General features: G+C 56.3%; 24 protein-coding genes and 1 tRNA gene. 10 read left to right on the forward strand and 15 right to left on the reverse strand.

Going from position 1 to position 25486, the window contains the following annotated elements; translation table 11 throughout:
* Window positions 1–43 precede the first annotated feature (43 nt).
* Window positions 44–949: a LysR family transcriptional regulator gene (locus WG622_RS04580; RefSeq protein WP_339402695.1), complete on the reverse strand. Its 906-nt coding sequence runs from the start codon at window positions 947–949 to the stop codon at window positions 44–46.
* A 96-nt stretch (window positions 950–1045) separates the two neighbouring features.
* Between WG622_RS04580 and metF the strand changes: the two genes are divergently transcribed.
* Window positions 1046–1912 carry a methylenetetrahydrofolate reductase [NAD(P)H] gene (gene metF / locus WG622_RS04585; RefSeq protein WP_339402491.1) on the forward strand — a complete coding sequence of 289 codons (867 nt, stop codon included), beginning with the start codon at window positions 1046–1048 and terminating at the stop codon, window positions 1910–1912.
* Window positions 1913–1975: 63 nt separating this feature from the next.
* Window positions 1976–2476, forward strand: coding sequence for a PaaI family thioesterase (locus WG622_RS04590; RefSeq protein ID WP_339402492.1), 501 nt, complete (start codon window positions 1976–1978; stop codon window positions 2474–2476).
* Here the strand turns inward: WG622_RS04590 and WG622_RS04595 are convergent.
* Window positions 2432–3523 carry a T6SS phospholipase effector Tle1-like catalytic domain-containing protein gene (locus tag WG622_RS04595; protein ID WP_339402493.1) on the reverse strand — a complete coding sequence of 364 codons (1092 nt, stop codon included), beginning with the start codon at window positions 3521–3523 and terminating at the stop codon, window positions 2432–2434. The two genes, WG622_RS04590 and WG622_RS04595, sit on opposite strands and share 45 nt — an antisense overlap.
* Before the next feature lie 692 nt (window positions 3524–4215).
* On the opposite strand from WG622_RS04595, the gene WG622_RS04600 reads away from it, so the two are divergent.
* Together WG622_RS04600 and WG622_RS04605 are read left to right on the forward strand one after the other, a co-directional pair.
* Window positions 4216–5280, forward strand: a complete 1065-nt coding sequence (locus tag WG622_RS04600; RefSeq protein ID WP_339402494.1) for an Mrp/NBP35 family ATP-binding protein — start codon at window positions 4216–4218, stop codon at window positions 5278–5280.
* Window positions 5281–5624: 344 nt separating this feature from the next.
* Window positions 5625–6566 (forward strand): hypothetical protein, encoded by a 942-nt coding sequence (locus WG622_RS04605; protein WP_339402495.1) that lies wholly within the window; start codon window positions 5625–5627, stop codon window positions 6564–6566.
* Window positions 6567–6600: 34 nt separating this feature from the next.
* On the opposite strand, the gene WG622_RS04610 is transcribed toward WG622_RS04605, so the two are convergent.
* The 3 genes from WG622_RS04610 to WG622_RS04620 form a co-directional block, all read right to left on the reverse strand.
* Window positions 6601–7092 carry a DUF2244 domain-containing protein gene (locus WG622_RS04610; protein WP_339402496.1) on the reverse strand — a complete coding sequence of 164 codons (492 nt, stop codon included), beginning with the start codon at window positions 7090–7092 and terminating at the stop codon, window positions 6601–6603.
* On the reverse strand, window positions 7093–7716 hold the full coding sequence (locus WG622_RS04615) for a class I SAM-dependent methyltransferase (protein WP_339402497.1): 624 nt from the start codon (window positions 7714–7716) through the stop codon (window positions 7093–7095).
* A gap of 83 nt (window positions 7717–7799) precedes the next feature.
* Complete coding sequence (locus WG622_RS04620) at window positions 7800–9479, reverse strand: cytochrome c oxidase subunit I (RefSeq protein ID WP_339402498.1); 1680 nt, start codon at window positions 9477–9479, stop codon at window positions 7800–7802.
* A 252-nt stretch (window positions 9480–9731) separates the two neighbouring features.
* Here WG622_RS04620 and WG622_RS04625 point away from each other — a divergent pair, with 252 nt between their 5' ends.
* Together WG622_RS04625 and WG622_RS04630 are read left to right on the forward strand one after the other, a co-directional pair.
* The gene (locus tag WG622_RS04625; RefSeq protein ID WP_339402499.1) at window positions 9732–10457 is read left to right on the forward strand and encodes an SDR family NAD(P)-dependent oxidoreductase; all 726 of its coding nucleotides are present in this window, start codon (window positions 9732–9734) and stop codon (window positions 10455–10457) included.
* Window positions 10454–11188 carry an SDR family NAD(P)-dependent oxidoreductase gene (locus WG622_RS04630; RefSeq protein ID WP_339402500.1) on the forward strand — a complete coding sequence of 245 codons (735 nt, stop codon included), beginning with the start codon at window positions 10454–10456 and terminating at the stop codon, window positions 11186–11188. Before WG622_RS04625 ends, WG622_RS04630 begins: the two co-directional genes overlap by 4 nt.
* On the opposite strand, the gene WG622_RS04635 is transcribed toward WG622_RS04630, so the two are convergent.
* The 4 genes from WG622_RS04635 to WG622_RS04650 all read right to left on the reverse strand — a co-directional run bounded on the left by WG622_RS04635 (window position 11185) and on the right by WG622_RS04650 (window position 14629).
* The gene (locus WG622_RS04635) at window positions 11185–12528 is read right to left on the reverse strand and encodes a CoA transferase (protein WP_339402501.1); all 1344 of its coding nucleotides are present in this window, start codon (window positions 12526–12528) and stop codon (window positions 11185–11187) included. The two genes, WG622_RS04630 and WG622_RS04635, sit on opposite strands and share 4 nt — an antisense overlap.
* A gap of 90 nt (window positions 12529–12618) precedes the next feature.
* A complete protein-coding gene (locus tag WG622_RS04640; RefSeq protein ID WP_339402502.1) occupies window positions 12619–13089 on the reverse strand; it encodes a c-type cytochrome in 471 nt (156 codons plus the stop codon).
* Between the two features lie 111 nt (window positions 13090–13200).
* Complete coding sequence (lipB, locus tag WG622_RS04645) at window positions 13201–13845, reverse strand: lipoyl(octanoyl) transferase LipB (RefSeq protein WP_339402503.1); 645 nt, start codon at window positions 13843–13845, stop codon at window positions 13201–13203.
* A gap of 4 nt (window positions 13846–13849) precedes the next feature.
* A complete protein-coding gene (locus tag WG622_RS04650) occupies window positions 13850–14629 on the reverse strand; it encodes a LytTR family DNA-binding domain-containing protein (RefSeq protein WP_339402504.1) in 780 nt (259 codons plus the stop codon).
* A 105-nt stretch (window positions 14630–14734) separates the two neighbouring features.
* Here WG622_RS04650 and WG622_RS04655 point away from each other — a divergent pair, with 105 nt between their 5' ends.
* Both WG622_RS04655 and WG622_RS04660 read left to right on the forward strand, forming a co-directional pair.
* On the forward strand, window positions 14735–15220 hold the full coding sequence (locus WG622_RS04655; RefSeq protein WP_339402505.1) for a DUF2306 domain-containing protein: 486 nt from the start codon (window positions 14735–14737) through the stop codon (window positions 15218–15220).
* A 75-nt stretch (window positions 15221–15295) separates the two neighbouring features.
* Window positions 15296–15382 (forward strand) — tRNA-Leu (locus WG622_RS04660).
* A gap of 116 nt (window positions 15383–15498) precedes the next feature.
* On the opposite strand, the gene WG622_RS04665 is transcribed toward WG622_RS04660, so the two are convergent.
* A complete protein-coding gene (locus tag WG622_RS04665; RefSeq protein WP_339402506.1) occupies window positions 15499–17208 on the reverse strand; it encodes a putative glycosyltransferase family protein in 1710 nt (569 codons plus the stop codon).
* Between the two features lie 109 nt (window positions 17209–17317).
* On the opposite strand from WG622_RS04665, the gene WG622_RS04670 reads away from it, so the two are divergent.
* Window positions 17318–18775, forward strand: coding sequence for a UbiA family prenyltransferase (locus WG622_RS04670; protein WP_339402507.1), 1458 nt, complete (start codon window positions 17318–17320; stop codon window positions 18773–18775).
* Window positions 18772–19137, forward strand: a complete 366-nt coding sequence (locus WG622_RS04675; RefSeq protein ID WP_339402508.1) for a DMT family transporter — start codon at window positions 18772–18774, stop codon at window positions 19135–19137. Before WG622_RS04670 ends, WG622_RS04675 begins: the two co-directional genes overlap by 4 nt.
* Window positions 19138–19205: 68 nt before the next feature.
* Here the strand turns inward: WG622_RS04675 and WG622_RS04680 are convergent, their stop codons facing one another.
* From WG622_RS04680 to WG622_RS04700, 5 genes are all read right to left on the reverse strand, one after another.
* The gene (locus tag WG622_RS04680; RefSeq protein ID WP_339402509.1) at window positions 19206–19958 is read right to left on the reverse strand and encodes a CpsD/CapB family tyrosine-protein kinase; all 753 of its coding nucleotides are present in this window, start codon (window positions 19956–19958) and stop codon (window positions 19206–19208) included.
* Between the two features lie 90 nt (window positions 19959–20048).
* The gene (locus tag WG622_RS04685) at window positions 20049–22148 is read right to left on the reverse strand and encodes an NAD-dependent epimerase/dehydratase family protein (protein WP_339402510.1); all 2100 of its coding nucleotides are present in this window, start codon (window positions 22146–22148) and stop codon (window positions 20049–20051) included.
* 1 nt (window position 22149) lies between these two features.
* Window positions 22150–23130: a glycosyltransferase family 2 protein gene (locus WG622_RS04690; RefSeq protein ID WP_339402511.1), complete on the reverse strand. Its 981-nt coding sequence runs from the start codon at window positions 23128–23130 to the stop codon at window positions 22150–22152.
* The gene (locus tag WG622_RS04695) at window positions 23127–24374 is read right to left on the reverse strand and encodes a glycosyltransferase family 4 protein (protein ID WP_339402512.1); all 1248 of its coding nucleotides are present in this window, start codon (window positions 24372–24374) and stop codon (window positions 23127–23129) included. Before WG622_RS04695 ends, WG622_RS04690 begins: the two co-directional genes overlap by 4 nt.
* Window positions 24362–25486 carry a Gfo/Idh/MocA family protein gene (locus WG622_RS04700; protein WP_339402513.1) on the reverse strand — a complete coding sequence of 375 codons (1125 nt, stop codon included), beginning with the start codon at window positions 25484–25486 and terminating at the stop codon, window positions 24362–24364. The genes WG622_RS04695 and WG622_RS04700 overlap by 13 nt, the downstream gene beginning before the upstream one ends.

A 25486-nucleotide genomic window follows, 5' to 3' on the forward strand; every position in this document is an offset into this window, starting at 1 on the left:
AAGCGGCTTTGCCAAGGGTGAAACCGGGGGTTTTGGGCGTATTCTATGCCTCTTGCAGACGCCGCGCCTCTTGGCCTGCAAGCCGGATCAAATCGGTCATGAAAGGTTTCTCAAGATCAGGCGTTCTGACAGCGGCATAGAGCCCGCGTGTGACGCCCTGTTCGGTTAGCGGACGGGTCACATAATCCGAGTTGTATTTCACCTCGCGCACCACCCAATCCGGCAGCACCGCGACGCCGCGATTTGACGCCACAAGCAAGAGGATCACGGCAGTCAGCTCAGCTTGACGCACGCGGTCTGGCTCGACCTTGGCGGGCATCAAGAGCTGGCTGAACACATCCAAACGGCTGCGTTCCACAGGGTATGTGATCAAGGTTTCGCCGCGGAAATCCTCGGCGTCCACCCAGTCTTTCTGCGCCAGTGGGTGATTGGCTGACGCCACAAAAACCGGATTGTAATCAAAGAGATGCTTGAACTCGACGCCCGGAAGGTTTTCCGGATCAGAGGACACCACAAGATCCACGTCTTCTTTTTGCAACGCGGGCATGGCGTCAAAGGCAAGCCCCGGGCGGATGTCCACGTCCACATCAGGCCAGCTCTTGCGGAAGGTCTCAAGCACCGGGAAGAGCCACTCAAAACAGGCGTGGCATTCAATCGCAATGTGCAGGCGGCCAGACTTGCCGTCGCGCAGCCCCATGAACTCTTCTTCAAGGGCCTCAACCTCGGGCAAAACCTGTTGCGCAAGTCGCAACAGGCGCTGCCCCGCCGCCGACAGCTTCATAGGTTTTGAACGGCGCACAAAGAGTTCAATCCCCGCTTGATCTTCTAAACCTTTGATCTGATGGGACAAAGCGGACTGGGTGATATTCAATTGATCCGCCGCACGGGCCAATCCCCCACATTCGTGGATCGCCTTAACCGTGCGAAGGTGGCGGAATTCAATGTGCATCTTCATGTTGAACTCATGTTCTTGTTGAGAATTATGAAGTTTTCTCACAATGCTGCACGTGCAACAAGGGGTCAACGCAAAAATTGGACTAATACGATGACCACGCCTGATATTTCCTTTGAATTCTTCCCGCCCCGCAATCTGGAGGCGTCTTTCCGGCTGTGGGACACGGTTCAGGCACTGGCCCCTCTCGCTCCCCGCTTCGTCTCGGTCACCTACGGTGCAGGCGGCACCACCCGTGACCTGACGCGCGAAGCGGTGGAAACCATTCACAACCACAGCGGCCTCAAAGTCGCAGCGCATCTGACCTGCGTGGACGCCACCCGAGAAGAGACCATCGGGATCGCGCAGGAGTTCGCAAAAGCAGGTGTAAGTGACATCGTCGCCCTGCGCGGCGACCCGCCAAAAGGCAGCGCGGGGTTCACGCCGCATCCCGAAGGCTTTGCCAATAGTGTCGAATTGATCAGCGCTTTGGCCGATACGGGTGATTTCAACATCCGCGTAGGTGCCTACCCTGAGATCCACCCGGAAGCGGCTGATCAGCAAGCCAATATCGATTGGCTTAAGGCCAAGATCGACGCGGGGGCCTCGGAAGCTCTGACGCAGTTTTTCTTTGAACCTGAAACTTTCCTGCGGTTCCGAGACGCCTGTGCGAAGGCGGGTATCGATGCGCCGATTACGCCGGGCATTCTGCCGATTGAGAACTGGAAGGGCGTGCGCAACTTTGCACTGCGCTGCGGCACCTCCATCCCCGCATGGCTGGATGACGCCTTTGAAAAAGCGATCCGTGATGGGCGCGAGGACCTTTTGGCCACAGCACTTTGCACGGAAATCTGCTCTGCCCTAATCGATGAGGGCGTCGACAAGCTGCATTTCTACACGCTCAACACACCAGAGCTGACCCGCGACATCTGTCACGCCATTGGCGTCACCCCCGAAGTGAAACTTCAGAACGTAGCGTAATTCAAACTGGGCATTGAATTCGCTGCTGTTTGGCCGCCTCCTACTCCCTGTGAGGAGGCGGCCATGTCACAACGCAAAATAGCAAATTCCATCGACGAACTCCCAACGTTCCAAGACATGCTGTCCATGTCCGGGTTAGAGTTCATGCAAGGCGTCCGAGACGGAACCCTCGCGGGGCCGCCGATTGGGCGCACACTGAACTTCGGAGTTGCCGAGGTGGAAGAAGGCCGTGTGGTGTTTGAAGGCCGTCCACAATTTGAGGCGACCAACCCCCTGCGCACCGTGCATGGCGGCTGGTATGGCACCGTGTTGGACAGTTGTATGGCCTGTGCCTTTATGACGACCTTGGACAAGGGCAGCTACTACACCACATTGGAATTCAAAGTGAACATCATCAAACCCATTCCGCTTGATACGCCAGTGCGCGCCATCGGAACTGTTCAACATGCAGGTCGCAGCACGGGTGTTGCCATTGGGGAAATCAGGGGCAAAGAGGACGATCGGCTTTACGCGACCGGATCAACCACCTGTATTGTTATGAAAGCCGAACCGCCTCACCAATAGGCTTGGCACAATCCGCCAGCGCCGCTTCACCTTTTCGGGCACCGTATCATGAATACGTTCTGACGCGTCCTGTCCTACTTTCCTTCTGTGACGCGCAAGAAACAATTTCCCCCAACCCCGCCAAGTGCCAATCGAAGGCGCGGTTACATCCATGGGAAACCGCGCTTTCCAACCCGCGGGCATCTCCAGACCACAGCGCTCTGCGTTCTCAAGCATCCAAACCAGTGGAATATTGGCCAAAGGACGTACGTCGCTCATCCCATCGATTTGCCCACCGACATCTCCGTGGGTCCCCCGGAACCATACCTGTTCCACATTCCCCTGCCAGCCATTCTCAGTGGACCACATGACCGGCGCATAGACGGATCTGGTTTCGTTGAGCGCCAATGCGTGAAACCCATTGCGCACCGACTGACCAAGCCGGTGGTCGTGAAAGTCGTGCTGACGGTCTGAAAGTTTCCAGACCAGAGGCAGACGCACGCCCAAAGCCTTCACGGTATCCCATACACCGATCATCTGAATCTCGACGGTCTCATGGCAGAATGCTTTGGCAAATTCACCCACGACCGGAGCATTTGGGTCCGTTTCATAGTGGCGATAGGCCTGACGTATGTTGCGTTCGGTCGCATGCTGGGCCTGAAGCAAACCAATTCGGTCAATCACGCCTGCCAAGGAGCGCACCGCAAAGGCACCCCGCGAATAGCCAAACAGAAAGATTCGGTCTCCGGGTCGATAGCGCGACGCCAAGACCCCATAAGCACGTCGGATCTGACGGTTGATCCCGCGCCCCATCATAATATCCGGCGCATTGTGCCATTTGGTGAATTGCAATCCAGCCTCATAAAACAGGCTGATTCCACCCTTTTCAGACAAAAGCTGATACGTGCGACCCGCGTTGGTCTCCATCCCCTCTTCGAGCGAGGACATGGTGCCATCCAGAATAATCACATGCGTGCGCACCCCGCGTATGGGGGCTGCGTTTTCCTGAGATCTTAGCCCGCCACGGAGCCAGTCCCGGATTTTGGATGTAAAGCGAAAAACCTTCATACCCGCGTGCACTGCTCTTCTTTTGGTCAGATTACACTACCAGAATATGGTTAATTTTTGGCCTGCATAGGGAAATCCCCTCGCGCGGGATCAGCTTCGCGTGACTGCTTTGAAATCCCCCACCCCCAGAATCAAAAACGGCGGCACTAGGGAGGAGGAGTGTGCCGCCGTTCTTGGTTACCTAGGCCATAGGGAGGAGAAGAGGCCTTCGGTATCTCGGTGGGCGCTCGGCCCGGAATTGGTCCGGCGGCTCCAGGGAGGAGGAGGGAGCCGCCGGTCTTGTTGCAAGCGCCCCTAGGGAGGAGGAACGGAGCCCTTGCAATCTCTTGGGCACGAGGCCCGGAATTTGCGCGGCGACACCAGGGAGGAGGAGGGTGTCGCCGCAATCATCAAAGAGCTAGGGAGGAGGAGAAGCCCTTCGAATTCAATATCTGTGACCGCGCTTCGCGGTGTGAGCGATAACAATCCAGAGGGTTTGTTGTTGCTCTGTTGTGATTGAATATAGATGAATGCTGCGACTGCACAATATCCGCCTGCGCAATGCTGCCATGCAGAAAGTGAATAGCTCGTAAATTTTGTGTTTGTGATCAAAGATTAAGCAGTGAGACAGCCTGTCGCCGGGATTTTGCTGGCAATTGGCCTTGTTCTCCCTAGGTAAGAAGACTTAGAGCAGGGTGAACAAGGAGATTCAGATGGCTGTTTCGCAGGACGACGTAAAAACCGCATTGGAACAATTGAGCTTGCCTGACGGCGGTACTCTGGTCAGCCGGGATATGCTGCGGGCGTTGACAATCGACGGAGACACCGTCCGCTTCGTGATCGAAGCCCCCTCCCCTGAAATCGCCAAACATATGGAGCCCCTGCGGCAAGCCGCCGAACGCGTGGTGCAGGCCCTGCCCGGCGTCAGCAAAGCCTCGGTCGCTCTGACGGCTCCGACGGTAGAAAAACAGCCACCGAGCCTTAAAGTCGGAGGTCACCCGAAGCCACAGCAAGGGCCGATGACTGTCCCAGGTGTCAAAAGCATTATTGCAATCGGATCTGGCAAAGGCGGCGTCGGAAAATCAACTGTTTCAAGCAATCTGGCGGTGGCCTTGGCGAAGCAGGGTCGCAAGGTTGGCCTGCTGGATGCAGACATCTATGGCCCCAGCCAACCGCGCATGATGGGCATCAACAAACGCCCCGCGTCGCCAGATGGGAAAACCATTATTCCCCTGAAATCTCATGGGGTTACCCTGATGTCCATCGGCTTCATGCTCGAAGAGGACAAGGCCGTCGTCTGGCGTGGACCAATGCTGATGGGGGCACTGCAACAGATGTTGGGGCAAGTGGAATGGGGCGAGTTGGATGTGCTTTTGGTCGACCTGCCGCCCGGCACAGGCGACGTGCAATTGACGCTTTGTCAAAAGACGAAGATCAGTGGGGCGATCCTTGTGTCTACACCTCAGGACGTCGCTCTTTTAGACGCGCGCAAGGCGATTGATATGTTCCAGACGCTCAAAACACCGGTCTTGGGAATGGTCGAGAACATGTCGACCCACATCTGCAGCAACTGCGGTCACGAGGAACACATCTTTGGGCATGGTGGAGTTGCGGCTGAAGCGGAAAAACTAGGCGTACCTCTATTGGGGGCCCTGCCAATTGATCTGGAAACCCGACTTGCCGGAGACAGCGGTACGCCAATTGCCGCCAAAGAAGGACCGATGGCGGACGCCTATGCGCGCATTGCACAGGGAATGATCAAAGGCGGAATTGCATAGGGCCGCAGTGAGCAATCTCCTGAGTGAGAGAAGGAAGCAGCAAATCTCTAGGTAATATGATTCGCTGCCTCTTTCTGATTTGAAAGTTATTGCGCCACTCTTCGCCTTATTATTGGGCGACTAGGTGCAAAACGGTTATGCAAACGCATAAACTGCGGGCAAAATTCACCTAGGCCATTGATGCAAAAGAAATTTCACGCCCGAGTTGAGGCATAACAGGTGTTTACAGCTTGACCATACAGGGTCCCGAAGTTGTACAAACCCGCAAAATAATCAATGAGCCTACATCCCACGTAAGATCTGCGCGAAGGACACTGTCGGCCAGCACAATCGAGTAAGCAATCTTGGCCAAAACACTGTTCTGCGCCCGCAATATCTTTGCGCCGATTTTCATTGGCGTGTCCCTCTTTGCAACTTCTGCAAGCGCTCAGTCACGCGCGGCGATGCAATCGATCGATTGCGAAAGAGTGACCGTATATGGATCAGTGTCCGCGCAAAAAGATGACGGAGTTATTGATTGGCTGGCGCTTACCAACCAAGCAGAACTGGGAACCGGAGAAATAGAGAGCCATGACGGCTGTCTCATCGACACAAACGGCGTTGGAGCAAATGAGATCGTCACATCTGCGCTTGAAGGGGCAGCAATCGCCGACGACATAGATGGAGAGGTGAAAATCCATCAACTTGGCACTAAATTTCGTGGGGAACGCGATCACGGAAGCACACTTCAGTCAGAGGGAGCTAACACCGAGAATGTCAGCTTCTTAGAAGCGATTAATAAGCTGCCAACCTTCGTGATCATTCTGTTGACGCTTATTCCTCTGGGCGCAGCCGCAGCCATTCTGCGCTATATCGCGATAACTGTTAAAAGCGCAACAAACACCAGTGGCCGTCGTTTTACCTGCCGCATTCCCGCAGAAATCACCGTTTCAGGCAGAACAATTGACGGGCGTATCATGCGCTTTGGACCAAACACCTGCAATTTCGTCCCAAACTCGGAGTCCGACGCCGACATGATTGCCGGGATTCTGATGAAATCAGCGGTGCCCGACTTTGATTTGAACGTTGGGTCTGTGTCGTTGCCAATCATTCCCGACACCCCAGGCAGCCGCTTTACTGTTCTATTTTACGTTAATCCGCTGTCCCCTGAGCAAATCGAAACCCTGAAAGGGCTCTCTCTGACGGGGGTCAGGATTGAGAAGCAGTCCACGCCGCCTAAACGGTCCGCGCATAGAGAGAGCCTGCGCGCATCGCGCTTGCGGCGCATGCAGAGTGCAGCGACCTAAAGTATGTGAAATTGACTGAATCGTGCGCAAAAGCTTACTTGCGCGCGGCTGTCGACAAATAAGTCTGTACTTCATTAAACAGATCTTTCCGCTCGTCCTCTGACAGAAATCGCCCAAGTTCTACTTGGCGTCCGTTGCCCGATAATGTCACGTAGTTTGGGACAGGCCCGCCCTCTTTGTGCAACTCGGCACGCACCCAATAGATATTACATTCCCAGGACAAATCATCGCCGCGCGCTGGCCGATGTGTCAGTGTCAGAATATCCCCAGCGCGCGTTATGTCCTCAGAGACCTCACCGTCCTTGTAGGACCGCCTCAGAGCCGCCCAGAGCGCCCATACGGCTGCCCCTAGGAACGGGAGCATCCACCAGAGTACCGCGGTCCCAAGGACGCTGAGCAGAGGCAAAGTCAGAAATGCCACGGTAATCAAGATCACGGCGGCAAAGCCACGTGGAGGCAAAGACCGATGGGCGGTCAAAGTCAGGACTTCTGGGCCCTCTGGCGTGTCCGTCCAGTGGTACGGCATCTAGGCTTTCTCCGCGGCAAACAGAACAGAGCGGCCTTTGACCCGCGCATCTTCGAGATGCAGCTCAACATGACCAAAACCGCCAGCCTTCAACAAGCGCTCATATTCCGATGGATCTAGGCTGCCGTGATAGACGGTCTCTCCGCCGACCGTACCAAGCGCCGTGCCCTCAGCAGGCCCCACTGTCATCATCAGACGCCCATTGGGTTTGACCATGTCAGCCAGCTTCGGGAGAAGATCTCGCTGGTCTTCTGGACTCAGATGAAAAAATGCGTCCCAGCTGACGATGGCGTCAAAAATGCCCTCTTGGTCCAGACTACGCATATCTACCACTCGGAACCGGGCGGTCGGAACGTTCTGCCGTGCCAGCTCGATCATCGGGGCGCTCGCATCAACGCCCGTCACGTCAAACCCAGACGCAACCAAATGCGCGGCAATCGGGCGCCCTGCCCCACAGCCCAGGTCCAGAGCAGCAGCACCTGCGGGAAGCCCCTCTGTCAATCGATCCAGCCACACCCGCTCATAGAGACTCTGGTCGCGCGTCTGGTCCCAATGCGTGGCCTGACGCTCATAGACGCCAATGGTGCCCATGCGCAGTTCTTCTATGTCGGTGTCGCCTGTCATCAATCTGAACCTATGGCCCATCGGGCAAAAGAAAAGGCCCCGGAACTCTCCGGGGCCTCGTATTTCGCTTTACCTAAGAGGGATTAGTGCGCGTGGCCTTTGTCCCAGTCTTCCTGCTTTGGCAGGATTTCGAAGGTATGCTCTGGTGGTGGGCAAGGAAGTGTCCATTCCAGAGTATCTGCGTATTCGTTCCAGTAGTTGTTCTCGGTCACGCGACGGCCTGCAAAGACGCCGTAGAACATAATGCCGAAGAACAGGATGAAGGACGCGAAGGAAATGAACGCACCGTAAGAGCTGATCTTGTTCCAGTATGCGAAGGCTTCTGGGTAGTCGATGTAACGACGTGGCATACCCTGACGACCCAAGAAGTGCTGTGGGAAGAAGGTCAGGTTTGCGCCGATGAAGAAGGTCCAGAAGTGGATCTTCGCCGCGAACTCTGGGTAGTGACGACCGGTCATCTTACCGAAGTAGAAGTAGATGCCCGCAAAGATCGCGAATACCGCACCCAAGGACATAACGTAGTGGAAGTGCGCAACCACATAGTAGGTGTCGTGGTATGCACGGTCTACGCCCGCCTGGGACAGAACGATGCCGGTCACGCCGCCTGCGGTGAAGAGGAAGAGGAAGCCGAAGGCAAAGAGCATAGGCGCTTTGAATTCGATCGATCCGCCCCACATGGTCGCGATCCAAGAGAAGATCTTAACCCCAGTCGGTACCGCAATAACCATCGTGGCCATCATGAAGTAGGACTGCTGTGTCAGGGACATACCCACGGTGTACATGTGGTGCGCCCATACGACGAAGCCCAAAGCACCGATCGCGATGATCGCCCAGACCATTGGCAGGTAGCCAAAGACTGGCTTACGCGCAAAGGTCGCGATGACATGAGAGATGATGCCAAAGCCCGGCAGAATAACGATGTAAACTTCTGGGTGACCAAAGAACCACAGAATGTGCTGATAGAGGACTGGGTCGCCGCCACCTGCTGGGTCAAAGAAGGTCGTGCCAAAGTTACGGTCGGTCAAGAGCATGGTGATCGCGCCCGCCAGAACTGGCAGCGCCAGAAGGATGAGCCATGCGGTCACGAAGATCGACCAAGAGAACAGAGGCACTTTGAACAGGGTCATGCCTGGGGCACGCATGTTCAGGAAGGTGGTGATCATGTTGATCGCGCCCAGGATCGAGGACGCACCGGATACGTGCACCGCAAAGATCGCGAGGTCCATGGACATGCCCGCCTCGGTGGTGGAGAGCGGCGGGTAAAGAACCCAACCCACACCAGAGCCTGCCAGACCGTTACCGCCTGGAGAGAACATGGAGACAACACCCAGAGACGTACCCGCAACATAGAGCCAGAAGCTCAGGTTGTTCATTCGTGGGAACGCCATATCCGGCGCACCGATCTGCAGAGGCATGAAGTAGTTACCAAAACCGCCAAACAGCGCTGGGATAACCACGAAGAACATCATCAAAACACCGTGGTAGGTGATGAAAACGTTCCAAAGGTGTCCGTTCGGGGTACAGCCTTCGTTGGTCGCGTTCAGATGGAAGAAACGGCTGCCTTCAGTACACATGTACTGAACACCCGGTTCCATCAGCTCAAGGCGCATACCGACGGTCAGGGCAACGGCGATAAAGCCTGCCAGCGCGGATACGATGAGGTAAAGAATACCGATATCTTTGTGGTTGGTGGACATGAACCACCGAGTGAAGAAACCTCGGTTGTCTTCGTGTTCGTGGCCGTGAATGGCTGCGTCTGCCATGCCTCGCCTCCTGTTGAGTGCACGTAAGAACAGCAGAGTCGCCTCTACCGTTCGGATTCCAGCTTGTTTTAGTGCGATGGGCAGGGTTCGGCAATGACCGTCTTTGACGCAGGACAAGAAAAAATGTCGCGCCCACGAGGGCAGCAGGGTGTTTTTCAAGAGCCAAGGGCGGAAATTTGTCCGAACGCTTCGGATTTCGCTTGGTATCAAGGTCAAAGCGCTCCTAGCCTTCTTGCTGAGGGAGGCTGAAAAATGCAGGGAATTTCAGGAAAATACGCTCTGGTTACCGGTGCGGCGGGGGGAATTGGGCAAGCCATCGTGGCCCGTTTGCGCAAAGAGGGTGCAATCGTCTGTGGAACCGACCGGGAAACTGCGGAGGCGGATCACTTTATCCAAGGCGATCTCATGGATGCGCGCTTTGCTGATTCATTGCCCCAAACAGCGCAAGACATGATAGGCGGTCTGGATATCGTGATCAACAATGCTGGCATCATCACCCGAGGCGAGATCACGCAGGCGACTGACGAAGACTACCGCCGGACAATGGCGATCAACGTCGAAGCCCCCTTCCGCATTTGCCGAGCAGCTATTCCTTTGATGGCAGACAATGGTGGCGCGATTGTGAACCTTGCCTCCTGCTGGGGCGTGCATCCGGGGCCAAACCATCCGCTTTATGTGATGTCCAAAGCCGCCGTCGCTTCGCTGACGCAATGCCTGGGCTTGGACCACGCCCATCAAGGCATCCGCGTGAACGCGGTTTGTCCCAACGAGGTCAACACACCCATGCTCCGCACTGGTTTCGCAGCCCGCGGGCTGGATCCCGACGCCGCCATCGAAACGCTCAACGCCTCGGTGCCCCTTGGACGTATCGCTGAGGCGCAAGACATCGCGGACGTCGTGGCCTTTCTGGCGTCCGATGACGCGCGCTACATGTGTGGTGCGCTTTTGGAAGTGAACGGAGGCAAGCCGGTCCAATGACAGATCTCTCAGGCAAAGTGGCTCTGGTAACAGGCGGCCGCAGCGGAATTGGTGCTGCGAGCGCTGAGGCACTCGCCGAGGCTGGCGCGAGGGTTTTCACAGCCCAACGGGGCGCAGACGTGCAATTCGAATTTTTTGAAACCGACTTTATGGACAGCAGCGCCCCTGCCCGTCTGATCGATCAGGTCATCGAGACCGCCGGTCGTTTGGATGTCCTAGTAAACAATGCAGGCCTCATGCGCGAAGGCACCGTTCTGGAAAGCAGCCCTGAGGACTGGGACGCCACTCTGCAAGTGAATCTGACGGCCCCCTTTCTTTTGACCAAAGCGGCAATGCCGCATCTCATTGAAACCAAAGGATCAATCGTCAATATAGGCTCAATCGAGGGCATTGGATCCAATCCGCGCCACCCAGCCTATTGCGCCTCAAAGGCTGGGCTTCACGGCCTGACCCGCGCCGTCGCTGTTGATCATGGCCCTGATGGCGTGCGCTGCAACGCGGTGGCTCCGGGCTGGATCGACACCGATCTCAACGTCGCCTTCATCGAAAGCCTCGGAGACCCTGACGCCTTTCGCGCGAAAATAGGCGACATCCACCCGCTTAGACGAACTGGCGCCCCAAAAGACGTAGGTGCCTTGGTGGCTTGGCTCGCCTCAGATGCAGCCGACTTCGTAACCGGACAGGTCTGGACTGTCGACGGCGGACGTATGACACAGCTTAGCCTGCCCTAACCCGCCCATTCCGCTGCATGACGCCGCAATGCCCCCGCAGCGATAGGCCATTTAGGGGACTCTCCGTCAATGGTAAAGGGAGGTGACACGCGCTGAATTGGACCCCACGTGGTTTCTTCCAGAGTTGGTGCGAAATCCTGATCGCTTGGCGCGAGCCCGCCGCCCATTGCATCATGTGAGCCTGACGACACTAATAGATGGGCCGATCGAGCCAAGGACAGCCGAGCCTGTGACACCCGCCCGTCCAATTGCTGCAATCGCAATGCGCGCAAAGCCGCGGCCGCTACCAAATACCCTGTCGCGAAATCCAAAGCCTGCACTGGCAAAGGCACAGGTTTGTCGGCACCTGCACGCACCATGCCCTCATGTGCGATCCCACAGCTCATTTGCACAAGGGAATCAAAGCCCCGACGTTCGGCCCAGGGCCCGCTCCAGCCATAAGCACAGAGGCTGACGTCACATAGAGTCGGGTTAAGCTCTGCGATCTCGTCCGGCCCAAAGCCAATGCCCGCCAAAGCGCCCGGCCGATAGCCATGGATCATAAGATCGGCCTCAGAGATCAAGCGTTTCAGCGCATCCCGGTCTTCGTTCTTATTCAGGTCCAAACCGGCACAGCGTTTGCCAAGCGTTACATCGACCTCGACCGCTGGCTCGTTCCAATGCGGCGGATCGATCCGCAGAACATCCGCGCCAAAGCCAGCCAAGAACCGCGTGGCGACGGGCCCCGCCAACACCCGCGTCAAATCCAGAACCTTAAGCCCCCTCAAGCCTTGGCGCTTGGGCTTGTCCCCCGGACGAGACGTCCAACCAATCAAGGGCGACTCTGCGACGGCTTTTCCCTGAGGGTGTTCAGACCATTCCTCCACCGACATCATCGCTGCCGCGCAGCCATTGTTGTCGACGACCGCCTGCTCGACATCATGTTTCGACTTATCGCCTAAAACAGCGGCCACGCTGTCGCGGTCACAAGAGCAGTCCAAAACCTCTAGGGCCGCCTTTTGGTGGTGCGGAGCATTCGTGTGTAGCCGAATCCATCCATCGGCGCATTTATAATCGCCAGCAATGGCGTCCCAAACCGAGCCGACCTCCCAGCCCACGGGACGTGTTGTCAGATGAAACCACAAAAGCGCCAAACGCCGGTTGATGTCGACGAACTGCGCATCCACGAGCCCGCCGTACTCACTAAGGGCCGCATTGGTCGTCGCCATCGCGAAATCATTGACGTCAAAATAGGACCGATAAGAGTCGCCCCCACTATGCGGGATTTCAAACTTTGGCTGAAAATCAGGCCCTAACGCCTGATTGATGATCGACTGAAAGAAAGTATATCGAGAACTCATGGGTTAATTTACGAAGCGCTTTGCTGCACTGCAACAAAAACAAAAGGCCACGCGATCTGCGTGGCCTTCGCAATCAGCATTTAAGAGCAGTTATTCGCTCGCTGCTGCGCCTTCTGTGCTCTCAGTTTCCGCTGCCTCAGCCTCTTCTTCGGCAACCACTGCGCCGAAGGTCGCCAGATAAGCGGCAACATCCTCGCCACCCTTACGCAGCTTGAAGGTCATTTTGGTTTTATTGTCACCACCGAGCTCTTTCAGGAAACCACGTGGATCCAGAACAAAACCTGCAATTTGAGCTTCATCCCATACCAGACCGTTTTCCCCTGCCCCAACCAGAGCCTTGGAGAACCGGAAATCAGCCGTACCCGCTGTGCGGCCAACAACGCCATAAAGATTAGGACCGGTGCGACCGCCTTTGACAAATACTTCGCCATCAGGCGCAGCAATCGTATGGCAGGACTTACACTTGCCAAAAACCGACTTACCCTTGTCCGCATCTCCTGCAGCCAAAGCCGGGCTGGCCAGAGCAAGACAGGTGAGCGTGGCTGTAACTAGGTGTTTCATATGTGCCTCCACATTCTAAACAGGCTTATTACATGCAGGACTTAGGCCTGTTCGCCGCGGGTTTCAAAGGACAAAAGCGCGCAGGCCACCTGGCAATCAGATGACCACAGGTCAGCCGAAATTGCGCTCAAAGGCGGCTTTTAGCGCGACGTCCAGATCTTCCATCGTGACAGGCAGACCAAGGTCGACCAAGGACGTCACCCCATGCTCAGTGATACCGCAGGGTACGATGCCCGTGAAATGCTCGAGGTCGGGCTCCACATTGATGGAAATGCCATGAAAGCTGACCCATTTGCGGAGCCGAATGCCAATGGCCGCGATTTTGTCTTCAGCTACCTCTCCAGTGATAGACAAAGGCTTTTCAGGCCGCGTGACCCAAACTCCGACACGCCCTTCGCGAATTTCGCCTTTCACATTGAAACTGTCCAGTGTGTCGATAACCCATGCCTCAAGCGTGTGAACAAACTGCCGCACATCTTTGCCGCGCTTGTTCAGGTCGAGCATCACATAGGCCACACGCTGGCCAGGGCCATGATAGGTGTATTGCCCGCCGCGCTTTGCCTCATAAACCGGGAAACGTTCGGGATCGACAAGATCCTCAGGCTGCGCCGAGGTGCCGGCGGTATAAAGCGGCGGGTGTTCCAGAAGCCAGATACACTCGTCAGCCTCACCGCGCGAAATCGCATCCACCCGGGCCTCCATAAAAGCCAGCGCGTCCTCATAGGACGTCAAACCGTCTGAGATCTTCCACTCCATCAGGTCACCGAGGCAAAAGCCCCGCCTCCCGGATCTTGGGAAGGTTTGCACGGCTCACGGGAACTTCGCTTCCGTCTTTCATCGTCAAAATCGCTCTGTCTCCTTCGCGACGCGCCGACGCCACATGGGAATAAGAGACCCAATGACTGCGATGAACCTGATCTCCGATCGCGTCTCCGGTTTCCCGGATCGCATCAGAAAGGCGCATCAAAATCATCTCTACTCCGGCCGTCGTCTTGATACGCACATAGTGATCTTCGACCGAAAGTGCCACCAAATCACCGCGCTTATCCAGCGGAAGCCGCTCAAGCAGAGGCACAACGGAAGGTTGCGTCGAGGAGGGCTCGGGCGAGACGGCCTTTTGCCGGCTATACACAATCGACGCGATCGTTGCCCCGGCAGCCGTAACAAAAAATCCGATCAGAAAGACGCGAATGACAAATGTATATGGCCCATTGGGCATAGACGTTGGCCCAAAGACCAGGTGATTGAGCGACACGATATAAAGAGAGATTGTGGCGCCGTTTAGCACGCCTGCCAGAATGCTTTGCAGCAAAACTGGACGCGTGCTCAGAAAGTTCTGTGTCAGTGTTAAGCCGAACAGACCGATCCCATATGTCGAGTAAACCACCCAAATCCAATACAAAATACGGGGTAGGATCAGCACCGTGTCCTGTGTCCCAAAGGGACCAGAGATTCCTAAGACTGCGCCCACGCAGGCCTGAACAACCAGACCAATCGGATTGAAGAAATGCTCCCTCCATTCACGAAGCGTGAGCTGCATAGCACCGTCACCCACGAACAGAACCCTTTATTCCACGCATTCAAATTCGCAAATCGATATGCGAAAGTCTAGACAGGAATTGTGCAATTTCCCTCTAGGGGTCCAATGTCCATCAATCCCATCCTTGATGCATCCAGCGCAATTAAAGTCCACACTCTTGCGGCGAGTTTCGCGTTGACACTGGGTCCCTTCATATTCACCCCGAAAGCAAGGGGGAAATTGCACAAATCCCTCGGCTACATCTGGATCGTAGCTATGGCGACAACGGCGATTTCGTCGTTTTTCATCCACGGGTTCAAGCTCATCTGGGTGTTCAGCCCGATTCACTTTTTGTCGATCTTTATTCTCTTCGGCCTGTGCCGCGCTTTTTGGTACATTCGCAATGGCAATGTCGTCGGGCATGCACGCACGATGCTCGGCATGTATTGGTACGGCGTGCTGGCGGCGGGTATCTTCACCCTCTTGCCCGGACGCATGCTGAACCGCGCGCTTTTCCCCGAAGCCCCCTGGCTTGGCTACCTGTTCATTGCCTGTGGCGCCCTTCTGATCATTCGCCACATCCGCCGCGAATCTGCCGGACTTGTCGGATAAATTCACCCGAGTGCATTTTCCTCTTGAGCCTGCCCGTGGCTTGGTCTAGTGACCCGCTACCAAGTCTATGACAGTGCGGTCGTGGCGGAATTGGTAGACGCGCAGCGTTGAGGTCGCTGTTCCTTAACCGGAGTGGAAGTTCGAGTCTTCTCGACCGCACCAATAGACTAGGTTCCCAGGACAACTAGCGCAAAAACGATAGGCTTTGGCTTACCCCGAACGCTCGCGCATCCGGTGCGAAGCATACGTCCTCTCAAGAGGTAGAAAATCTCGACGGTCTATGAGTCGAGACGGCAATCCAGCACGCTCACATCACGTTCCAGGAAGAGCGGCTTGCGTGCCGAAAAGACCTGAACGCTTTCACATTCTGTTTCCACTTGCTGAAAGAATGCCTGCATAATCGGTGCATTGTCTTTTCCGAGCCATCCCTCCAGATCGCTGATCACAAAGAGATCGACTCCATCCGCGCGCCAGTTCGCGAGGTTCCAGTCATCCGGTTGGGGTGGCCAAGCGAAGGGGGCGACGCTGCCCTCAAGATCGGCATCCGTAGAGCCCTCAAGGCCGAACATGACCTCGGGCATCGGTACAACAAAAAAGGCACCAGCAAGGCCCTCTGGGATGCGGCGTTCCGCGGCGATCTCTGGCATGGTGAGATCGTATTTTTCGGCCGTGCGCGTCACCCGCGCCCATTCAAAATCCTGCGCTGCGCGGTTTTGCTGGATTGGCAGATCCAGCGACGTCATCACCTTGCGATCTGGGTGCACCGTCTCGATGTAAGAGGCCACATCCACATTCACCGGACGCACGATGGCCTGCTTCCAAATCATGATGTCTCCGACCACGCAAAAGCCCAAAGCGGCTGCGGCTGACAAAGCACCAAGAGCACGCGAAACGCGGAACAGGCAGGCGATGCTGATCGCTCCGAAAAGTTGGATCACCATGAAATGCGCGATCCAAAGTTGCTCTGGCTGACGAAGGCCAACAAGATACGCCAGACCAAGTGTCGACAGGATCGTCGCGCCCCAAACGCCCAACAACATACCAGGCTTTTCCATGCCCAGCGCAAAGATCGGAAACAGCAAAAACGCATAGGGCATCAAGAGACCGATCCCAAATTCCAAATCCATTGCCGCCCGCAGCATTTTGCCAACAGAGTCAACGAAACTCACGTTTTCTGCGATCGACATCACAGATTGAATTTCCTGAAATTTCAGGAAGTTATCAAAGTCCAGAATGATCCCAATGTTCAACGGCGGCCAGAGGATTACTGCGGTCACAAAGATTCTCAGGATCGACGCCATCGTGGTTTTGAACCCGATCTGCGCACTCATCGCGCCGATATAGGCCAAGGCAAATGGCACCATCAAAAGCACGAAGGAATGCTTAAAGCTCAACCCCAGAACAACGGCGATCCCCAAGAAGATATCGATGCGTTTGAGGCTAGGGCTTTGCACCTTGCGGATCATCAAAAGCACGATCCAGATTGAGGCTGCAGCGACACCAACGTCGCCTTTAAAGATGTAGGAGAGGAAGACGGACAAGGGTGCGAAAACTGCAAAGAGCGCGATGACGAAACTCTCGCCTTTCGTGAACCCTAGCAGCCGTCCGATACGGTAAAACAAGGGGGCCATCAAAGCCGAGATCGCGCCGGTCATGGCCCGTGCTGTCAGGTAGAAAATGGTTGGGTCATTGAAGTACTGCGCACGAAATTCCTGCGTGCCGGACCACATATCCAGCCCCCGGCCAACGACATAAAGGACACCATAGAGAACCGCCGCCATATAATGCATCAAAGGGGGATAGAAATGCTGGTCCGGGATCAACTCTCCGGCCAGTACTTTGGCGGCTTGGTTCACACGCTCATCGCCATGCAGGTAGCCCCAATCAAGGCCAATGACCCTGAGGCCCCAAGCGACAAAAAACAAAAGAAACAGGATGCCCCAATCCATCTTGGGGACGGCTTTGCTCGGTAAATTGGATGTCTGCACGGCTATTCCTTACGCGCCCCTCGTGAATACCGCAGGAAAACCACATTTGTGTCAATATTTCTTATTAACAAATCTGTGTTGGTAATGGTTATCCGTACAGTGAGACCGCATGTATAATAGGCAAATAAAAGAGCAGCTTCCCCTCTACGTTGATTTAGACGGGACACTTATAAAGTCAGATGTTGCGCAGGAATTGATCGTGCAGCTGATCGCCCGCCCCGATTTGTGGCGCGCGGGACGTCGCGCGATGGGACAAGGTCGCGCTGCGCTGAAACGCTTCCTGTCGGAAAACCTGTCCTTTGATGCCGCCGCCCTGCCCTATACCGAGGCGGTTCTGGACTACATCAAAGCCGAAAAAGAAAAAGGCCGTCGCGTGGTTTTAGCGACCGCTGCAGACCAGTTTGTCGCCGATCAAGTGGCCGAACATCTCGGCTGTTTTGACGGGATTATCGCCTCAAGTGAGGATCACAACCTGAAGGGGGACGCGAAACTCGACGCCATTCGCGCTGACGCCGGTGGAGACTTTGAATACCTCGGCAATGATTCCCCTGATCTGGTTATCTGGGAGGACGCAGCCCGCGTCGGGATCGTCAATGCCCCAAGCCGCGTCAAGGCGCGCGCTTTGAAAGACTCAGAGGCCTCGCTGGTGGTCGAGGATCGCCCGTCTGTAGCGCGGGGCATCCTCAAGGCGATGCGCCCTCATCAATGGGCCAAGAACGTGCTGGTGCTATTGCCGCTGTTCTTTTCGCACAGCTACCTGAACCCAGGCATGCTGGGCGCCGCGCTTTTGGCAATGGCTGTGTTTTCCATGTGTGCCTCGGCCATCTATATCATCAATGACCTGCTGGACATCGAGGCCGACCGAAAGCACGAACGCAAACGCAGCCGGCCGTTTGCAGCGGGCATTTTGTCGCCCAAACACGGGCTGCTTGCCTCAGGCGGACTTTTGGTCACGGCCTTTGCCGTCAGCCTCTGGCAGTTCAACCCCATGGTGACCGCGCTTTTTGCGCTCTATATCCTGACGACGACGCTCTATTCGACGTGGTTCAAACATAAAGCCGCCATCGATATCGTTGTTTTGACCTGCCTTTACGCCCTGCGCATCTTTGTCGGAGGCGTGGTGATCGGCGTCATCGTCTCCCCCAGCCTTCTGAACTTCTCGCTGTTTTTCTTTGCAAGCCTCGCGTTGATGAAACGCTTCACCGAGATCCAAAAGCTTGAGAAAAGCAAAACCAAAGACAAGGTGCGCGGCTATTACCTCTTGGACAATCAAACCATCCTGCCAATGGGCATCACCGCGGGCGGTCTCTCTGTCCTGACGCTGACGCAGTATTTCGGCACAGAGTTTGTGGCCACGACCTATGGCGCGCCAGAGCTTCTGTGGCTGACGGCTCCGCTGGTTCTGTTCTGGATCTTCCGCGCCTGGCTCTTGGCGATGCGTGCGCAGATTGATGACGATCCTGTGGTCTTTGCCCTGCGCGACAAAGTCAGTCGCATTGCGATCCTGATGTCTGTGGGCCTTGTGATTGCTGCGAAGTTCCTCACGATCGAAGGGCTCTTGGTATGACGCTGAACAGTTTCATTCTGGTCGTGATCTCGGTCACCCTTTCGGCCTTCGGCCAGACAGCCTTCAAAATCGGGGTCGAGCGCGTGCATTTCGCGCCGGACGCCGCCGTGATGGGCAAAGTCATGGGCTTTGCGGCCTCCCCCCATATCATTGGCGGCTTGCTGTTTTATGGTGTTGGCACGCTGTTCTGGCTCTTTGCCCTGCGCACGCTGGATCTGTCGCTGGCCTATCCCTTTGTGGCGATCAGCTTTATCGTAGTGTTCCTGATTGGGATCTTTGGTCTGGGCGAACCGTTCAATGCGACACGCCTTGCAGGGCTATTGATCATCACCCTTGGACTGGTGGTTATGGCCCGCGCCTGACCTTCGATACAGGGCAACAAAAAAGGGTCGGCGGGATGCCGACCCTTTTTGTTTTTGATCTCGGTGCGTTAGACCAGAATGCCTTCGGATTTATTCAGCACAACACCCAGCAATTGGGTGCGATCCTCAAGCGCTTGCTCAGCCCGCAGAACGTCCTGCGGCTGCGTTTGACCACCACCTACAACCAGCAACACGCCGTCAACATTGGGCAGAAAGCTCAAGAGCTCGTCGCTTTCAAGAACCGGCGGCAGATCATAGATCACGATGTCAGGGGCCAAAACATCCTGCAGCTCTGCAAGGACATCCACCATCATCGCCTCTTGGAACAGCTCCGCAGAGTTCAGATCACGGGTTTCATTCAGACCCAGCGCAAGACCACGACCTGCGCGCAGGAAATAGTCTTCGGGCGGGATGTGCCCGCGCAAATAGTCCGCGATATCCGTGGGATCCGAGACCCCTAGAATACGCGACAGGCTCGGTGCAGACAGGTTCATGTCCAACAGAACCGTACGAAGGCTTTCCATCCGCGCGAAGGAAATCGCCAGGTTGGACGCCACAAAGCTTGACCCACAGCCCTCGGTCGGCGCAGTCACCGCAACACGGCTCCAGCCGTTTTCGCGCATTGCCAGCAAAAGCCGTGTGCGCAGCATGTCGAACTGTTTATGCAGCGGATCGCTTTTATTCGCGGTCACGATCCGGTTGCGCCGCAGATGTCCCGGGTCCAGCCCGATTTGCTCCATGGAATCCCATAGAACCTGCGCCTCATCAACATTGGGCGCATAGACGTCGCGGTTCTTGCTTGGAACCAATTGTCTGTTCATGCTCGTATCCTCTCTCGGATCCGTGTTGGACGGTTTTTCGGCCCTTTCCGCGCAGAATAGCCGCCAAATGCGGGCAAATTATGGCAGGGGTTAAAAGCCAAGCAGGTCGGCCTCTTTGATGGCGCGGCGGATGAAATCCGCGCGACTGGGTTCTGGGGTCCAGCCTAGCAGGTCTTTGGTCTGGCGGTTGTCAAAGGGCGAGAAATGCGCGCGGGATTTCCAATCCGCCAGCGACGGACGGATCGCGCCCTTACGTCCCAGCGCATAGCGTTTCAGCAGGTATTTCACCGCATCAGAGGCCCTAAAGACGTTCAAATTGCCAGTCGAAACCGAGATTTTCGCACCCAACTGTTTGTGGATCGCGGCGAAATAGTCCCGCCCTGACAGCATTGGGTCGCCAATAAGGTTAAAGCTCTGCCCAACCGCTTTGTCGTGATCCATCATTGTGACGAGCGCGTCAGCCACATCGTCTATCAAAACAAATGGCAGGATATTCGTCCCTGGCCCCCAAATGCGAACCGCCCCTGCCCCATGCCAGCGCCCAATGCCCCAATGTTGCAGCGGGCCGCCTTTGCCAACGACGATACCGGGCCGCGCAATCACAAGCGGCAGGCCTTCGGCATCATGTAGTTTCAACAGTTCTTCTTCGCATTTCGCTTTCGAGCGCGCATAGAGGTTGCGGTCGCTCATGTCCTCGCCAAAACCAGTGCTTTCGGTGATCACGGTCGCCGGATCGCTCATGTCATAAGAGGCAATCGTGCCGGTATAAACAAAGCGGTTCACATCAGCCGCCATCGCCGCGCGAGCAAGGTTCAGCGTCACGCCAACGTCATTCCTAAGGCACTCTTCCCAAGTGCCATCCAGCGATTTGCCAAGGTGATAGACCGCCTCAATCCCCTCCATCGCGCCCGCAAGTGCGTCGGGATCATGCAGCGAGGCTGAATAGAGCTCGACATGTTTGGCGATATCCGCAAAAGGACCGGATTTACCGCGGCTCAGGACGCGTACGTCCTTGCCTTCACTCACCAATTTGCGGGTCAAAGCGCGGCCAATAAAACCCGTGCCGCCAACCACAAGCACCGTCGGCTTGGGTTTGCGCTGGCGTTTAGGTTTCGGCGCGTCCTCGACCTCTGGCATCAGCGCCAAAGTGTTATCAATCGCCTGCATGACAGTCACCGCAGACGCGCCACCAAACCGCGCATCCATCGGCGTTCCGTCTCTAAGGCTCTGATAAAAGGCCTTAAATGTACCTTGAAAGCTTAACCCATAGGCCGATTTCCGATTGAGCGATGAGACCTGGCGAAGAGCGTTCACCCCGCCTTCACGCAGATGCTGCCAGGCAAGCCCCATCTGTTTGCGGAACGGATTCATGACGATGTCGCTGGCGTTCTCGCCCTCGATCACCAAAGTGTCCTCGGCATAATTCAGCCGCGCCCGCGCGGTCGAGCCCAGCACAGTCACCGAACGATCATCCGCGGTTTCCACAAGCGACAGGTTCAGCGTTACATCCACATCCCCAGCACGCGCCAGAATGCGCCAACTTTGAGGGCGTGTGCCCGCCGATGGGATCTCGATCTCTTTGCCAAGGCTGAGATGTTCGATTTGCAACGGTCCAAAGAGGTCCACCGCAAAGCCAAACAGATGCGGGCCCAGTTCCAGCAAAAGGTTCTTAGGCTCTCGCAGCAGCCAAATCCCAAAGGGACCAGAACGTAACGGCGCGAGTGGGAAATGCCAATTGATCTCGGCGGAGCCGACACGACCCAAGGCGCCTGCCGCCATCTCAGATTTCAGGCGCTCATAGCTGGGCAGACCCATAAAGTTATGGCCTGCAACAAAGAATTTCCCCGCCTTTTCAGCGGCATCCTGAATTTCTTGCGTCTCACCAGCACTCAGCGCGACAGGTTTTTCAACCAGACAATGCACACCCGCCTCAAGGCATTTCTTCGCTAAAAATGCATGGCTGTCTGGAGGCGTCAGAATGTGAACCGCATCGCAGACATTCGCCGCGAGCATCTCATCCAGATCGCCAAAAGCCTGCGCCCCATGCGCGCTCGCAAGCGCCTCTGCCGCGCCTTTGGACAGGTCGCAGACCGCGGTTAACACAACACCCGGCGTCATTTTCAGGCCCTCAGCGTGCCAGTCTGCGATATAACCTGCGCCAATCAGAGCGGTGCGGATAGATGTCGTCATGTCACTTGTACTCGATAATTTGCATCCGCCGTCCCTTAAGACGCCGGTAGTGGAACATCCCCATGCCGAGGATGTTTGGGAATTTCGAAAGGGTCAGCAAAACGCCATGGCGGCGCGCACGTAATGAGGCCATGCCTGCAGTCGTCAGACCTTTGACGGTGCGGAGGTAGTTCATCAGGTAAATGGCCAGAATAAGGATCAATGCAATCGGCAGAACCATCCACAAGAACACCGCAATAAGCGGGATCACCCCGCCATAGATCAACACGCGCTTCTGTTCGGTCGCGAAATACGGCGGGTGCATGTAGCCCACCTGCGCAAACCCGTGACCCGAGCGGATCGCCCGTTGCCACCATTGCGAAAACCGCGTCATGGCCGCGTCGTGAAACGTCATCTCAAAGGGGATACGTTTCAAAACCCAACCCGCCTTGCGAAGACGCACACAGAACTCGTCGTCCTCGGCCGCAATCACGGTCTCATCAAACCCGCCAGCATCCTCATAAGCAGCCGGGCGCACCATCATATCCCCGCCACACGTCAGGATTTCACCTTCGGGACGATCCCATTCATCCTGACATAAGTCATTGTAAACACTGGCATCGGGAAACCGCTCACGCCGCCAGCCGGTGACGAGCCCTAGTTCCATATCTTGTTCCATCGCGGAGACTGCGCGCGCGATCCATTCGGGATCAACCGAACAATCCCCATCGATGAACTGCACATAGTCAGGCATCTCGCCCGTCTTCAGATGTTCATACCCCGCAGCCCGTCCCCGCGCTGCGGTGAATGGACGATCGGAGGAAAGCTCAACGACCTCGGCCCCCGCGTCTCGCGCGTTTTGCACCGACATATCGAGCGAGCCGCTGTCCACATAGACCACGCGATCCACCTTGCCTTTCAGCGAGGCAAGGCAATCGACCAAGCGCTGACCTTCATTGCGGCCAATGGCGACGACGGCGACTTTTGGGATATCGGACGTCATGCCAGAGCCTCCGTCGGTCGCAGATCCAGCGCGGTGCATTTTTCCGGGCGTTGATAGGATTCGATCAGATCTGACAACCATTTCGCTTCATCAACGGCGCGGTAGTCAAGTTCGACCTTGGCGCGACCTGTACGCCCCATTTTCTGTTGCAATTCAATATCCTGCGACACAGAGCTAATGGCGCCCGACAAAGCATCCACATCACCGGGCGGCACTAAAACACCCGAGACCCCGTCCTCGACCAGTTCCGGCACACCCGCGATGCGCGTGGTGATGACAGGGCGCGCGGCGGCCATGGCCTCCATCAGAACGACCGGCACGCCTTCGGCGAAACTTGGTAAGACAAAGACATCATGCGATTTCAGCGCCTCGGCCACCTCGGTTTGGGATTGATACCCCAAGAAACGCACGCGCTCGCGAAACGGCGCAGCTTGCTCTTCTAAAGCCGCACGATCAGGCCCGTCGCCGATGACTGTCAACGTCACATCCTTTGGCAACCGTTTCATCGCATCCAAAAGTACCGGCATGCCTTTGACGGCAGCTAAGCGTCCGACGAACAATAGCTTTTTGCCACCCGCGGGCGCTCCGGCATAGCGTTCGGGTTCGACCCCGCAATGCACGATATGCAGCTTGCGCCAGTCCTCCATCGGCGAAAAAGACATCGCCTGAGAGCGGCAGAAGTGGCTGATACAGGCGACAAAACGCGCCTTCTCGATCTTCTTGTCCAAACGCCAGTGATCTGGGGCGAAAAAGATGTCTGGGCCGTGCAAGGTGAAGCTAAAAGGAATGCCAGAGATCTCGCTGGCAAGCATGGCAACCGAGCAGCTCGACTTGGCGATGTGGTTGTGAAGATGGGAGACGCCCTGCCTGCGCATCTCATCGGCCAGAACGCCGGCCTCTGCGAAATAAAACATTTGATAGGCCAAGGCCTTGAGGCCGCCCGGCGACATCTGAAAGGCAAGCTTCAACCCCTTCCAATAAGAGGCCGGTCGCCGGCTCAGCCAACCCAAATGGCTTTTGACAAGCCGCCCCAGGGATTTCGCGTGGCGCAGAACATAGAAGGTGCGGGCCGCCTCTTGGCGCTGCTCTTCGCCAACAAGATGCTCGACACCGGTCTCGCGGATGGAATAGGTCATGACCTCATGGCCATGTGTGCGCAGGGCTGCGACTTCGCGTTGGATAAAAGTATCCGTCGCGCGGGGATATTCCCCTGTCAGATAGGCAATTTTGCTTAGGTGGCCCATGGCATCGGCTCCATTGGATCGCAGCGGGTTGTCATGTCTTGAGGGCCGGTGGACTCCCCAGCATTCTGAATCGCCAGCGTGACCTCATTGAGGTGCAGGGCGAAGTCATTGCTTAGACGGCAGGCGCGGTTTTCCTGAATACTTTCAAGCACTTCCACAGGCCCCAGCGCGAAATTCATATTGGCCGCGCCCCATTTGCCCGCAAGAGGATGAGTCTGACCTTTCAGTCGGATGCGCTTGCCAAAGGGCAGCTCTAGCAAGCGGCGACGCACCCGCATACGGCGGTAAAATTTCACCGGCGCGCGGTTGTCCCAAGCGCGTTTCAGCCCCAGCACACCATTGTCGCCAATCACTCGGATCTGATGATCATGTGGCGCGACAATCGAACAGGTCAGCCGCGTCACCGGGCCGTTTTCAAAATAGAGCGTCGCCGAGGAGTAATCCGGCGTCCCTGCCCCGCTTGGATCCTTGTCAGGGATCACTTCAGCCGAAGCCGCGACCACGCGGCGGACGCTGCCGAAGTAAGAAATCAGCCAAGCCAGATAATAGCCTGCGTGCTCCAAGGTGCAGCCCACGCGGAACTCGTCCTCCGCAGGCCAAACCGCACCGCTTTCGCTCTTCCAGTCTGCGAAGGGCGCTTGAGGGATAAACCCGTCGTCCAGTTCTGCGTAAATCAAGCGAGGCGCCCCAGCGACACCGTCGCGCAGGGCTTTGCCGAGCGTCTGCGCCGCTTCGCCCAAAACACTACAAGGGGCCGAGGCCAGCATCAGGCCCTTGGCTGCCGCAAGCTCATAAAGCGCGCGCGCCTCATCCATATCCACTGCCAAAGGTTTTTCGGAATAGACATGATGCCCCGCCTCAAGACAGGCTTTGTTGATCTCAAAATGGCTTTTGGGGTTTGTGAGGTTCAGAACCAACGAGCCCGACGGCAGCCCCTGAAAGAAGGCATCCAGCGTGTCACACGTCGGCACGGACCAATGTGCTGCAAACACCTTCAAACGATCCGCGTCGCGGTCATACACACGATCTACCGAGACATGCGGAAAACACGCCAAAGACCTCATGTATAGGTCGGCGACAAAGCCACATCCGATGATGGATACGCGCGTCAT

It is taken from the genome of Cognatishimia coralii (assembly GCF_037478305.1).
Taxonomy (GTDB): Bacteria; Pseudomonadota; Alphaproteobacteria; order Rhodobacterales; family Rhodobacteraceae; genus Cognatishimia; species Cognatishimia coralii.

Coding starts and splice junctions, on each gene's coding strand:
- WG622_RS04580 (WP_339402695.1), bottom strand. CDS start 949: ATGCACATTGAATTCCGCCACCTTCGCACGGTTAAGGCGATCCACGAA.
- metF (WP_339402491.1), top strand. CDS start 1,046: ATGACCACGCCTGATATTTCCTTTGAATTCTTCCCGCCCCGCAATCTG.
- WG622_RS04590 (WP_339402492.1), top strand. CDS start 1,976: ATGTCACAACGCAAAATAGCAAATTCCATCGACGAACTCCCAACGTTC.
- WG622_RS04595 (WP_339402493.1), bottom strand. CDS start 3,523: ATGAAGGTTTTTCGCTTTACATCCAAAATCCGGGACTGGCTCCGTGGC.
- WG622_RS04600 (WP_339402494.1), top strand. CDS start 4,216: ATGGCTGTTTCGCAGGACGACGTAAAAACCGCATTGGAACAATTGAGC.
- WG622_RS04610 (WP_339402496.1), bottom strand. CDS start 7,092: ATGCCGTACCACTGGACGGACACGCCAGAGGGCCCAGAAGTCCTGACT.
- WG622_RS04615 (WP_339402497.1), bottom strand. CDS start 7,716: ATGACAGGCGACACCGACATAGAAGAACTGCGCATGGGCACCATTGGC.
- WG622_RS04620 (WP_339402498.1), bottom strand. CDS start 9,479: ATGGCAGACGCAGCCATTCACGGCCACGAACACGAAGACAACCGAGGT.
- WG622_RS04625 (WP_339402499.1), top strand. CDS start 9,732: ATGCAGGGAATTTCAGGAAAATACGCTCTGGTTACCGGTGCGGCGGGG.
- WG622_RS04630 (WP_339402500.1), top strand. CDS start 10,454: ATGACAGATCTCTCAGGCAAAGTGGCTCTGGTAACAGGCGGCCGCAGC.
- WG622_RS04635 (WP_339402501.1), bottom strand. CDS start 12,528: ATGAGTTCTCGATATACTTTCTTTCAGTCGATCATCAATCAGGCGTTA.
- WG622_RS04640 (WP_339402502.1), bottom strand. CDS start 13,089: ATGAAACACCTAGTTACAGCCACGCTCACCTGTCTTGCTCTGGCCAGC.
- lipB (WP_339402503.1), bottom strand. CDS start 13,845: ATGGAGTGGAAGATCTCAGACGGTTTGACGTCCTATGAGGACGCGCTG.
- WG622_RS04650 (WP_339402504.1), bottom strand. CDS start 14,629: ATGCAGCTCACGCTTCGTGAATGGAGGGAGCATTTCTTCAATCCGATT.
- WG622_RS04655 (WP_339402505.1), top strand. CDS start 14,735: ATGTCCATCAATCCCATCCTTGATGCATCCAGCGCAATTAAAGTCCAC.
- WG622_RS04670 (WP_339402507.1), top strand. CDS start 17,318: ATGTATAATAGGCAAATAAAAGAGCAGCTTCCCCTCTACGTTGATTTA.
- WG622_RS04675 (WP_339402508.1), top strand. CDS start 18,772: ATGACGCTGAACAGTTTCATTCTGGTCGTGATCTCGGTCACCCTTTCG.
- WG622_RS04680 (WP_339402509.1), bottom strand. CDS start 19,958: ATGAACAGACAATTGGTTCCAAGCAAGAACCGCGACGTCTATGCGCCC.
- WG622_RS04685 (WP_339402510.1), bottom strand. CDS start 22,148: ATGACGACATCTATCCGCACCGCTCTGATTGGCGCAGGTTATATCGCA.
- WG622_RS04690 (WP_339402511.1), bottom strand. CDS start 23,130: ATGACGTCCGATATCCCAAAAGTCGCCGTCGTCGCCATTGGCCGCAAT.
- WG622_RS04695 (WP_339402512.1), bottom strand. CDS start 24,374: ATGGGCCACCTAAGCAAAATTGCCTATCTGACAGGGGAATATCCCCGC.
- WG622_RS04700 (WP_339402513.1), bottom strand. CDS start 25,486: ATGACGCGCGTATCCATCATCGGATGTGGCTTTGTCGCCGACCTATAC.